11 protein-coding genes are annotated in these 10,809 nt (G+C 63.9%); 4 read left to right on the top strand and 7 right to left on the bottom strand.

The annotated features are described in order from the left end of the window. Positions 1 to 101: 101 nt before the first annotated feature. A complete protein-coding gene (locus tag EJ903_RS25605; RefSeq protein WP_158628015.1) occupies positions 102 to 1,796 on the bottom strand; it encodes an ATP-binding cassette domain-containing protein in 1,695 nt (564 codons plus the stop codon). Positions 1,797 to 1,874: 78 nt separating this feature from the next. Further along, the gene (locus tag EJ903_RS25610; protein ID WP_126620708.1) at positions 1,875 to 2,903 is read right to left on the bottom strand and encodes a hypothetical protein; all 1,029 of its coding nucleotides are present in this window, start codon (positions 2,901 to 2,903) and stop codon (positions 1,875 to 1,877) included. Positions 2,904 to 3,203: 300 nt separating this feature from the next. Here EJ903_RS25610 and EJ903_RS25615 point away from each other — a divergent pair, with 300 nt between their 5' ends. Genes EJ903_RS25615 through EJ903_RS25625 form a run of 3 tightly spaced genes read left to right on the top strand, consistent with a single transcriptional unit; the run spans position 3,204 to position 5,226 of the window. Next, positions 3,204 to 3,593 (top strand): hypothetical protein, encoded by a 390-nt coding sequence (locus tag EJ903_RS25615; protein ID WP_126620709.1) that lies wholly within the window; start codon positions 3,204 to 3,206, stop codon positions 3,591 to 3,593. After that, positions 3,581 to 4,810 (top strand): hypothetical protein, encoded by a 1,230-nt coding sequence (locus EJ903_RS25620; protein ID WP_126620710.1) that lies wholly within the window; start codon positions 3,581 to 3,583, stop codon positions 4,808 to 4,810. The genes EJ903_RS25615 and EJ903_RS25620 overlap by 13 nt, the downstream gene beginning before the upstream one ends. A gap of 20 nt (positions 4,811 to 4,830) precedes the next feature. Beyond that, complete coding sequence (locus EJ903_RS25625; protein WP_126620711.1) at positions 4,831 to 5,226, top strand: lasso peptide biosynthesis B2 protein; 396 nt, start codon at positions 4,831 to 4,833, stop codon at positions 5,224 to 5,226. Here the strand turns inward: EJ903_RS25625 and EJ903_RS25630 are convergent. The 4 genes from EJ903_RS25630 to EJ903_RS25645 form a co-directional block, all read right to left on the bottom strand. Then, the gene (locus EJ903_RS25630) at positions 5,199 to 7,109 is read right to left on the bottom strand and encodes an asparagine synthase-related protein (RefSeq protein ID WP_126620712.1); all 1,911 of its coding nucleotides are present in this window, start codon (positions 7,107 to 7,109) and stop codon (positions 5,199 to 5,201) included. The genes EJ903_RS25625 and EJ903_RS25630 overlap by 28 nt on opposite strands. A 4-nt stretch (positions 7,110 to 7,113) precedes the next feature. Continuing rightward, a complete protein-coding gene (locus EJ903_RS25635; RefSeq protein ID WP_158628016.1) occupies positions 7,114 to 7,380 on the bottom strand; it encodes an HPr-rel-A system PqqD family peptide chaperone in 267 nt (88 codons plus the stop codon). A gap of 67 nt (positions 7,381 to 7,447) precedes the next feature. After that, positions 7,448 to 8,284 (bottom strand): sulfotransferase domain-containing protein, encoded by an 837-nt coding sequence (locus EJ903_RS25640; RefSeq protein ID WP_126620714.1) that lies wholly within the window; start codon positions 8,282 to 8,284, stop codon positions 7,448 to 7,450. Positions 8,285 to 8,293: 9 nt separating this feature from the next. Beyond that, positions 8,294 to 9,235, bottom strand: coding sequence for a phosphoenolpyruvate carboxykinase (ATP) (locus EJ903_RS25645; RefSeq protein WP_126620715.1), 942 nt, complete (start codon positions 9,233 to 9,235; stop codon positions 8,294 to 8,296). 66 nt (positions 9,236 to 9,301) lie between these two features. Here EJ903_RS25645 and EJ903_RS25650 point away from each other — a divergent pair, with 66 nt between their 5' ends. Beyond that, positions 9,302 to 10,000: a 2OG-Fe(II) oxygenase gene (locus EJ903_RS25650; protein WP_126620716.1), complete on the top strand. Its 699-nt coding sequence runs from the start codon at positions 9,302 to 9,304 to the stop codon at positions 9,998 to 10,000. A 451-nt stretch (positions 10,001 to 10,451) separates the two neighbouring features. Here the strand turns inward: EJ903_RS25650 and EJ903_RS25655 are convergent. Beyond that, positions 10,452 to 10,809: hypothetical protein (locus EJ903_RS25655; RefSeq protein WP_210211568.1), on the bottom strand; the 358-nt coding region annotated here is incomplete at its 5' end.

A 10,809-nucleotide genomic window follows, 5' to 3' on the forward strand; every position in this document is an offset into this window, starting at 1 on the left:
TAACCCCAAACGACTTCCATCCAGAGTGGAACTACACCATCGCTCCCCGGGCGGAAAACAACGTACTTAATTTGGCGTGATTCCTAACGACCGCGATCGCATCAGGCGTCGTCCAGCATGCCGATGGCGGCGAGGCGCGGCCCGGCCTGCGCCCGCACCTCCTCCCAGGTTCCGGCGGCGGTGATGCGCCCGGCCTCCAGCAACAGCACATGGTCGGCGTGGGCGACGGCGCTGAGCCGATGGGCGACGACCAGCACGGTGCATTCGCCGCGCAGGCGATCCACGGCCGCCGCGACGGCCGCCGCAGTTTGGTCGTCGAGCGAGGCGGTGGCCTCGTCCAGCGCCAGCAGAGCCGGGCGACGGAGCAGGGCGCGGGCCAGCGCCAGCCGCTGGCGCTCGCCGCCGGAAAACCGCAAGCCCCGGTCGCCCGCTGCGGTGTCCAACCCATGGGGCAGGGCACGGACGAAGTCGATCGCCGCCGCATCCTCCAGCGCCGCGCACAGCGCGGCGTCGTCGGCGTCGGGGCGGGCGAGGCACAGATTGGCGCGCAGCGTGTCGTTGAACAGAAAGGGGTCTTGCGGACAAGCCGAGGTCGCGCTCCGCCACGCCCGACGCAGCCCCGGTGTCAACAAGGCACCGTCCACCGTCACGTGTCCGGCATCGGGGGCAGTCAGGCCGATGACGAGATCGACAAACGTCGACTTGCCCGCTCCCGACGGGCCGATCAGCGCCGTGACCTTGCCAGCAGGAATGATCGCGTCCACATGGTCCAGCGCCGGAGGATCCCGTCCTTCGTGGCGGACGACGACGTCGGACAGGCGGACGGCGCAGGTCAGTGGTGGCGGGTTCAACCCGGACGTTGCGGGTTCGGACGCCGCGCGGCAAGCGGCCAGGGTTTCGTCGTAGGCGATGAGCGCGGCGGAAAGACCGGTCAGCCGCCGCCAGCCGGACAGGCAGCGCAGCGCCGCCTGCAACAACCGGCCATAGGCCAGCATCAAGGTCAAGGCTTCGGCCAAAGGCAGGCGCAGGACGAAGACGGCGAGATACATCCCGCCCGCTGCTGCGGCGGCGGCGACGGTCTGCAACACCGCCCGTTCGGCGGATTGGGCGCGCTGATAGGCCCGCTGATTGTCGCGCACCACAGCGAAGCGGTCGGACAGGACGGCGGCGCGGGCGTTCTCGGCGGCGAAAATTTTAATCAGGCGCAACCCGGCAAGATTGTCGACAAGATCGGCCATGGCGGCTTGATTGGCGACGCCCAGTTCCCGACCCAGCCGCCAGCCGCGTGCCCCCAGTCCGCGGGTGACCAAGGCGGCGACGATCACCACCGTCAGCGCCGCTGCGGTCAGGGCGGGGGAAAGCAAGACGGCGGCGACGGCCAGAAACGCCATGGCCAGCGCCGCGCCCAGCATGTCGCCCAGCGCGGTGACGGCACCGTGGATGCGGCCGATTTCCCCGGTCATCACCTGTTGCAGGTCGGCGGCGCGGCGCTGGTGGAAGGCGCGCCATTCCATGGTCAAAACAGCGGCGTGCAGGTCGGCACGCAGGCGGTCGAGGAATTCCAAAGTCAGCGCCTGCACCGTCAGATTGCGCGCCCGACCGATCAGCGCGGTGGCGGCGACCAGCAACACGTAACCGGCAAGGACCAAGGCGAAAACCCACGGATCGAGCGGCACCGCCCCGTCGCCGATTCCCAGCAGTTTCAGCAAGGGGACCAGCGCCAGCACGCCTATGCCCTCGGTCAGGCCGGCAACGGCGTTGAGCGCCAGAGCGGACGCTGCGCGCCGCCGTCCCATGGCGGCCAACCGACAAGGAAGTTCGAGAGCGAAATGGTTCATTCAGCGTTTAATGAAGCGGTTGCAGCGGCGGACTGTTCATGAGCGATCCATATCGGCGTCGGGGAAATCTGCGTCCAGCCAGTGCAGCATCAACACCAGCGACCGCGCACCGTCGGCCAGAAGCGGGCGACCGTGCAGCAGTTCGCGCCCGCGAAACAACAGGCCGTCCCCCGGTGCCTGATAGTAGCGGGTCATCGGGCCGTTTGGGTCGATTTCCGCTTCCAGGGGCCACGGACTGCGCCCGTCTGATAAAGCCGCGCTGCGCGTATCCGGCGAGGCGGGCAGGTAATCCAGCAGCAGGGACAGCGTGTATTGACAGTGCAACCGGTCGACATGGATCGGCAAAACGGCACCCGGCTCATAGTGCATGGCGAAGGAATAGCTTTGGCGCAAGGGGTGCCCGACGACTTTCTCCATGGTCGGGGTCAGCCGACGGAGCAGGGCGCGGCCCAGCGGATCGTTGTTGATGGTGTAGCCGCGTCCCTTTTCTGTTGAGCGGAGCAGGTCGGCGCGCCACAGCGACCGCCAGACGGCGGCAGCGGCGATGACGTCGTCGGCGGGCAGCAGGCCGGGCAGCCAAGCGGGCAGGCCGGCGGCGAAGTCGGCGATGGCCCCCGGGGGCGGATCATGCGGTGGCCCGGCGGCAAGGCGGTCAAAGTCGGAAAACAGTCGGCGCCACAGGGTCGCTCCGGCGTTTTCCGGTGGCAGCCAGGGGCGGGGCGGGGCGTCGGCTGTTTCCACCTCGGCGGTTGCGCCTTCGATCTCCTTGGGCAGGCTGGCGCGTTCCTGTGCCGACAGCAGCAACCCCGCTCGCCATAAGGCCGTCGTCGTCACCGGCTCCAGCGCGCCAAGGGTACCGCCGCCCAGCAGATGCAGTGCGCCGAGGAACAGGGCACTGCCCTCCCCGTCGGGGAAGAGATGCTGCGCCCGCCAGCTTCGCCGCGGAGCCAGCGTGCGCAATTGCAGGTAAGCGGCCCGTCCAGCGGGGGCGTCCAGCCGCGCCGCCGTCGCCGGATTCAAGACCAACGCCTGCGGCGCGAAGGATGATCGGCTCAGGTTCAACATGGACAGTCTCAAAAGAAGCGAATAATCTGGCAGAAGGGTAACGACACGGGTTTGCGCATAAGCGAAAACGTTCGGCACCTAGATTAAACATGGACGATCACACTTCGGCACTGAAAAACACGGAGCAAGAAAGAAAGTGTATCGTCATGCATTCGCATGATGGAATGCGGAACCTATTCCCGGCCAGCATCAGATGCGGAGCGCCGAGGGCTGCCCTTTGCCTTCGCTGTGGTCTGTTAAAAATATAAATATGGTAAATTTTCTGGATATTCTGACGTCGCTGTCAGAAGATTTTATGAAATGAGAAAACCAAGAGATATCAATGCCATATTTCATGGCAATGCATACCTGTGTTTGTTTTCTGTTGCCGTTTTTTCTGTTGTTATGTCGTTTTTGTCTATTGCGAATAGTGATATGCTTTCCAGAAATCAATTTCTGTCCGGAGATTTGGCTCTTGATATTTTGTTGATTGAGCAAGGGCGCGAGCATTGGCTGCTGACAGGACATCACACGAGCGAGTATTTTAGATTCGACACCGAATATGGGCTTTATCACCTTGGACCATTTTTTCTCGACGTGCGCCTCCTCGGCGAACTGCTTTTTGAAAATTTAACGGGTTCGCGCTTTGGCGGTCAACTGATCGGGGTTTTCTTTGCGCAGCGATGTTTTCATGTTTGTTGGCGTCGTTGATTTTGCGGTTGCTGTTGCGGCAAGGCGCTCAATACAAAATCGCGGTCTCCGCCGCCATCGTGGCGACGATCCTTGTCGTTATCGAGATCAACGCAACCCAGTCGTTGACGACCATGTGGGGACCCCAACTGGTGGTGTTGCCGTTTGTGACGTTCATGGTGGCCGCCTTGGCCACGTGCCGTGGCGACGCCTTCGGCTTGCTCGTCTGCAGTTTTTCAGCGGCCACCCTGGTGCATGGGTACATCCCGACGATCCCGGCGGCTGCGCCGGTTTGGATGATCGCGGTTATCTTGGGTCGGCGTGCGCGCCATCGCGAAACCGGTCGTGGTTTCCCCCTTGCCGCCTGGGTCGGCGTGGCGGCGATAAGCGCGGTTTTTGCGCTTCCCATCATCGTTGACATGATTATCCATCCGCCTGGAAACGTCGTGCGGGTGATTCTCGCGGGATTCGAACCTCCGGTCGGCGCGCCGCACTCGACCATTCGTCAGGTCGCGGGGTTTTACTTCAGACAGTTTAAATCGGTTTCCGGCTGGTGGTGGCTGATCGCGTTGGTCGGGGCGGCGACAGCGCATCGCCTGGAAACTTGCCGACGTCTTTACGTTGATAGCGGAATTTTGGTATTGGCTGGTTCGGTGGGGAGTCTTGTCTTCTTTGTGAAAGCCACATCCCCGCTCGCAAGCTTCATGTTCTTGTATCTTCTCGGTGTGTTTCTTGTATTTCCTCTTCTTGGTTTCGTCACCGTTATGGCCACGTCGACGGTCCGCGAGAAGGCAGCAAACGCCATGGCCGTGGCCGCCTTGGTTGTTCTTGCGGTTAAATCCATGGATGGTTCGATGGAATCGTTTGCACCCCCGTTTCGCGACGGGCCGGAGTTGGTGAGAGCCATCGCCGATGACTTTCCGCCGCAGGGCGAAGCGGCGTTCACCGTGAAGGATGCGAAATTGTTCACCCCGGCTCTGGCGTTTACCGCCGGCATGATGGTCGCCCTTTCGACCGAGGATCGGCGAAGCTGCATCACCAATCCGGAATACGGCTTCATCGTCACGCCGGGGCGGATTTGCAGCGCTGTTCCCGCCGCCGAAGGTCGACGGCGCTATACGGTGGAACGTCAACCGGGAGGGCCGTGCGTGACGGAAGGCTTGTCGGGAGATCTGGACACGGCCTTGCTGTACAAACGCGACAGTCTGTGTCTGGTTATCCGGCGCACGGACGGTTGAGCGTTTCCGGATTGGCCTGGATGAGAAAACGTTGGGCGCATCGCTTGCGGGTGTTGGAGGCGCTGGCATGGCTGACTCTGGCGGCGGTCGCCGTGCGGGCGACGCCTTTTCATCGGCTGGCCGGTGGCGATGGGGGCGGGGCGAACGCGTCGACGGCTGATTTGCGGCGCGGGTTCGAGGTGGCGGCGGCGGTGCGACGCGCCGCCCGGCTGTCGCCGCAACGGTTTCGGTGCCTGGCGCAGGCGTTGGCGGCGCGGGCGATGCTGAGACGGCGCGGGTTGTCGGGTCGGCTGCATTTGAGCGCCGGGCGCGGGGCGGACGGCATTGAGGCTCACGCATGGCTGAGCCTGGGGGATGCCGTGGTGCTGGGGCGCGGTGCCCCGCCGGGTCAGGTGGAACTGGCGCGGTTCGACTGATCCTTTTCCTGTTCCAACCGGGCGAGATGGCGGGCGATGACCAGAGCGCGCACCGCCATGAACGGCGGCCAGCGCGGCGACGACGGATTGACGCCTTCGGCGGCGCGGGCGCGGGCGACGGCCTCGGCGTTTTCCGGGTCGGGCAGCAGCGACAATCCGTCGCGGACGGCGTCGAGATCGAAGATCGCCTCCACCGTCGCCCGCCCCCGCAGGCTTTCCAGTTCCATCAGCAATTCCGCCTTGATGGCGGCGTAACGGATGTACCAGTCGTCTCCCATGCCGACCTTGTATTTGGCCAGCCGCACGATGTCGGGCAGAATCCCTCGCATGGCGCGGCGGAACGGCTGGCGGCTCTGTCCGTCGGCCAGGAACAGGTGGTTGGGCAGCGACAGCATGAAATCGACCACGCGGCGGTCGAGCAGCGGATAGGTGACGGCCAGCCCGTGCCGCGCCGCCATCACGGCGTAATATGTGCAGCGGGACGGGATGTGATGGTCGGCGAAGGCGCGCGTCCGTTCTTGCGCGCTGTTGTCGGTCAGGATCGGTTTGAGGCGCCTTGCCGCCGCAGCGTCCCTGGCGGCGGGGGTGAGATAGCGGCCCAGCCCGGCTTTCGGGTCGGCGATCATCGGAGAACCCTTGAGGCGCCGACGCAGCATGCGCAAGGGTCGGGGAACCAAGGGCGATACAAGCCGACCGCGCACGGCGCGCCACAGCGATTGCCCGTCGGAACGCGCGCGCGCGGGCAATTCGCGCGCCAACTGTCGCAAACGCCCAGCCTTCAGCAGGTGGAAGTAAAGGTTTGGTCCGTTGTACGTGGCACCCTCGTCGCCGCCGACGCCGCTGAGGATGCGGTCGGTGGCGAAAGCCGCCGCCGCCGCCATTTGGTCGTCGTGCCCACCGATCGGCGTCCCCGGCCAATCCTCGTCGTCAAGGAGGTCGCGTCGCGGGAGGATGTTGTGAACCAACACATGCTCCAGGTCGCCTTCCTGTTCCAGCACGGCGGCGATCAGCGGACGTTCGTCGTACTCCGTTGGCCCCATCGGCGTGGGTGCCATCCAACTGAGCGCCAGCGTCCGTTCGCCGCGTCGCCGCGCCGCGCGGGCCGCCAGCACGGTGATGGCGGAACTGTCCAACCCGCCGCTGAGATGACAGGCCACGGGGCCGGTGGCGGGCAGGCGCGATTCCACCGCCTCCGTGATCAGGCGGCGCAGCGTCGCGGCGGCTTCCTCCGGGGAGCCGCGCCAGCGGCCAACCTGCGCCGGATCGGGGCGATAGGCGCGGTGCGGGACGGGGGCGGCCCGGTCATCCAGCCGAACGGTCAGGCTGTGTCCGGCGCGCAAACAGGCGATGTCGGCAAAGACGCTGTCGGAACCGGAAAAATATACCTGTGCGGCGAAGCCGGCGACAGCGCCCTGGTCAATATCCGGTCGGGCCAGCCCGGACCGATGCAAACCCTTGGGCAGGCTGGCGAAGGCGAACCAGCGGCCGGGCCGCCATGTCCACGCCAGCGGGCGCACGCCGATGAAATCACGCCCCAGCAGCAATTCCCCCCGGTCGCGCCGCCACAGCGCGACGGCGAAATCGCCGTCGACCCGGTCGGGGAAGTTGGCACCGTGCCGCTCCACCGCCTCGACAAACGCGGTTTCCGCCGCTGTGGCGCGGCGGTCGAGCCTTGCGTCGGCGGCGACCAGCCGACCGTCGATTTCGGGAATTTCCGGCCCGGCCGAGGCGAAATCCAACACGGCCAGACCCAGCGCGCCGTCCAGACGCCGCGCGACAGCGGGGGACAGGCCGGGATGGGTCATCGCCGCCGCCATGGCGTCCAGCGTTGCGGCTTCCGCCGCTTGCCCGTCCAGGCGCAGAACGCCGCAGATCAGCCGCATCGGATCAGTTGACGTTCAGCAGACCACGGTCGCGCAAGGAGGCCAGGAAGGCGGCGACCTCGGCGCGGCACACGTCCGGCGTCACCTCAAACTCCTCCAGCAACTGAGCGATGAGCTGGTCTTCGCTGATGGGGGCGGCCAGCAGCTCCCAGATGCGCGCCGCCACCGGGTTCAGCCCGTGGTAACGCCCGGTGGTCACGTTCAGCAACAAGGTGTCGTCTTCCAGCGAGGCGGCGAAGACATCGTCGGCGCGGTGCAGGTTCTCGGTCATCGATTCACTCATTCCAGAACGAAGCCATCCAATTCGCACTCATTAAAATTCGTCGCTTAACACATATTCAAGCTGAAAGCGTATACCCCCACCGCTCCATCACGCCGCCAAATCGACCCTCGATGGTGGCGACGTGGCGGGGGGCCAAAACCTCCCGCCATTCGCCGACCCGGCCCGACCGAAAAAAACGTTCCTGTCCGGGCAGGCTTTCGACAAAGCCCCTGGCGGCTTCCTGACGCTGCAATTCGGCCAGATCGGAATGGCCGACGGCGCGGCGGATTTCCTCGTCCGTCGCCGTAACGCCCAGAAAGGCCAGAATGTCGGCGAAACACGCCGCCGGATCGACGCGCAAGTCTTCATAGCGCACGGCCTTGACCGGGATCAGCCGCTGTTCGATCCACCCCGTCACATGGCAGCCCCAGTCTCCCAGCAGGTAGCGGATTTGCCGACCGCCGCCGAAAATCTGCTCACCGTCGCCCATCATGGCGACAGCGGCGTCAAGGGACTGGTTGAAATGGTGGGACAGGGAAACCGCGACGTCGCGCGGGTCGCGCAGCAGGTAAAGCGCCGCCCGCGCCGCCGAACCCAACGACGGCGCGCCGTCCCGGTTGGAGAAACGGTCGTGGGTCTTGCAAAAGAATGCGGTGGTGAGTTGCGCGGCGATGAAATCGTGATACGCCGGGCGCATCCGCTCCAACTCCCGCCGGTCCAGCAAGCCGGGGTCGACCAGGGTGTCGTCGGTGAAGCGCCGCCGTCCCATCGGATTATCATCGTCGGGCAGCTTGTTGATGTCGACCGGGGCGTTGCCGCCGACCGTCAGATTGGACAGCAAGACCCGCACCCAAGTGTTCCCGGATTTGGGATATGAGGCCAGCCAGACCAGACCGGGGGGAACCGTCGCCATGGCTTCGCCTTAACCCGCCGTATCATTCCAATGGACCTGCAAGGCGGCGACGGTCTCCTCGATCCTTGCAAGGTCCCGTTGGCGGATCAGGCGGTGAACCTTGACATGGGCCAGCAGGGCGGCGGTGCGCAGCGCTAGACGCCCTTGTCCCGCATAGGCCAGAGCCAGCCGTCGGCGATAGGAAAAACGCAACAGCGCCTGCGCGGCGTTCGCTCCTGACAGTTCTTCGATGCCCGGCGGACGGGCGGGGGAAGCGTCGCCCAGCAGATAGATCGCCGCCAGCGGCGCGGCGTCGGGTGCCTGCGTCGGCGGCGTCACATGGAACTTGTCGATGGACATGCGCACCGGCGAGCCGACCGCGTCCTCCAGCCCGGCGCGGCGGATGCTGTCGGGGAACAGCCGCAGCATCCGCCCGTCCGGTCGCACCAGCGGGGCCGACCCGGTCGGATGATCGACGGCGCAGACGTCGTCGGTGACGAAATCGCAGCCGATGCGGCACAGGGCGGCGGCCAAGGTGGATTTGCCCGCCCCGCTGTCGCCGCAAAAGGCGAAGGCGCGCCCGCGATGAACCACGGCGGAGGCGTGCAGCAACCACCCCCCGCGCTGATACAGCAGCGCCGAGAAGGTGGTCCCCACCACGAAAGGCAAGGCGTCCCGCACCGTCATGCCGGGGGCGGGGGATATGACGATTTCCCGTCCATTGATCGCCGTGAAGCGACCGACGTCCGGCAGGTTCAGCAAAAACTGTTGATCATCGGCGAACCATTCCGGCCCGAAATGGTGGGGATTATCCAATCGTTCCGGCACGTCGCCCAACCGGAATACGGCGTCGACCGGGACGGCGTCGTCCGCAGCCTGGGGAACGGCACCGGGCAACGGAATCTCCGACGCCACGGTCAGGCCGGACATGCGGTAGCGATAGGACTGGGAGATCTTGGAAGTTGCGTTCATCCGCAATGTTTGACAGCGTTGTGTCTGTTTTGGCAAGAGCACGCAGCGGCATAGGGAAACGCGAAATTGGAATCAGCGGCGCTGATGAAATGGATTCAGCCACAGCATCTGACATCCGAAGCGACGGCCGATTACGCTTCGAATTTCCGTCGAGATCCCGAACATCTTGTTGTGATCGACGATTTTCTGGATCCGGTGCGCCTTGCGACTATTCGGCGGGTGTTGCTGTCTGACGGTCAGTTGGAGACTGTCTATAAAGTGCGCAGCAAGAAGGATTGGGTAGGCGAGGCGGAATTCAACGCCACGTCTGACGACATGCGATTCATTTTCGAAAAGATGTATCGCGGTCCACTGCCGGGAAAGGAAATGGAACCCGGAATCCTGACCGATTTGATGTTTCGCCAACTGTTGCGCGGTTCTGCTTTTCTTTCATGGTTGGCGGCCGCGACCGGCCAGCCGGTTCATCAAACCGGAGAAATTAATCTCAAGCTGCTGAACCAATCTCATTTTCTGCGCTGGCACAGCGACGGCGTGCCCAACCGCACTCTGTGCATGGTGATGTACCTGCACGAAGGATGGCGAATAGATTTCGCCGGACGGTTCCTGCTGCGCCGGTTCAATGGCAGAATCGACAGTATCGAGCCGATATGCAATCGGCTCATTCTGTTTGATCCGCAGACCGGAGCGGAGCATGCCGTCGAACCGATCAACGCGGTCGCCGGCGCGTGGTCAAGGCTTAACTACACAGCTTGGTTCTATGCCTGATTCCCAAACCCGTTGCGTGGAAACAAATCGTATGATTTTGCGAAAGCAAACTTTTGATAGTGCATGCGGTTGATCGGACCGTCGGCAGGCGGTAAAATGGCGAATGAGTTCTGGCGCGACGAACGCGTTGCTGCTAAAATCTTTCTCAAGCGATAAAATTCATTTGTAAGATGCGAAAACGATGTCGACTTCCGCGAACACACCCTCGACCGATCCACTGAAAGCCACCGCCGCCCAAGAACGTAAGCCTTGGCGGACGCCGACGGTTGATGACGCCGTCGTCGGTTGCGTAACCGGAGGGAGTGGAACCTCCGGTGTCGAGACGCCGCAATTCCCCAGTTTGAAGCCCGGTTCCTGACAAACCTGCGTGTGTCAGCGGCCTTCCGCGACCGGTTCGGCGGGCGGGACTTTCTGGGACGCCCCTATGGACGACAAAAGGCCGACTTTGAATTCATGTGTATGCGCGGCGTGCGTTTTTTGAGCGCCGCGCCTGAAATGTGAAGCACAACGGCGCTCTAAGCTTTGATTTGTCGAGCAGATTCTCGCGTAAAGTCGATTCTGATTTGGCGCGATCTGCTCTGAAGAGCGCCATCGCCGAACCAACCCCGCGCGCTTCAAAGTCCGCACGCGGGGCGCGCATGAGTTCGCCGCCCAGAAGACCCCCATGAATCTGTTTATCCGCACCATCGGTTTGACCAGGGCCATCATGAAGATCGGCACGGTCATGTGTGGACGACCGCTGCGGCGCAAGGGAAAAGAGAACTGACTTGGCGAAAAGGTCGGGTGCGGTCATGTGTCCGGCCTTGAAG

Origin of the sequence: Azospirillum griseum (assembly GCF_003966125.1) — a bacterium.
GTDB classification, from domain to species: Bacteria; Pseudomonadota; Alphaproteobacteria; order Azospirillales; family Azospirillaceae; genus Azospirillum; species Azospirillum griseum.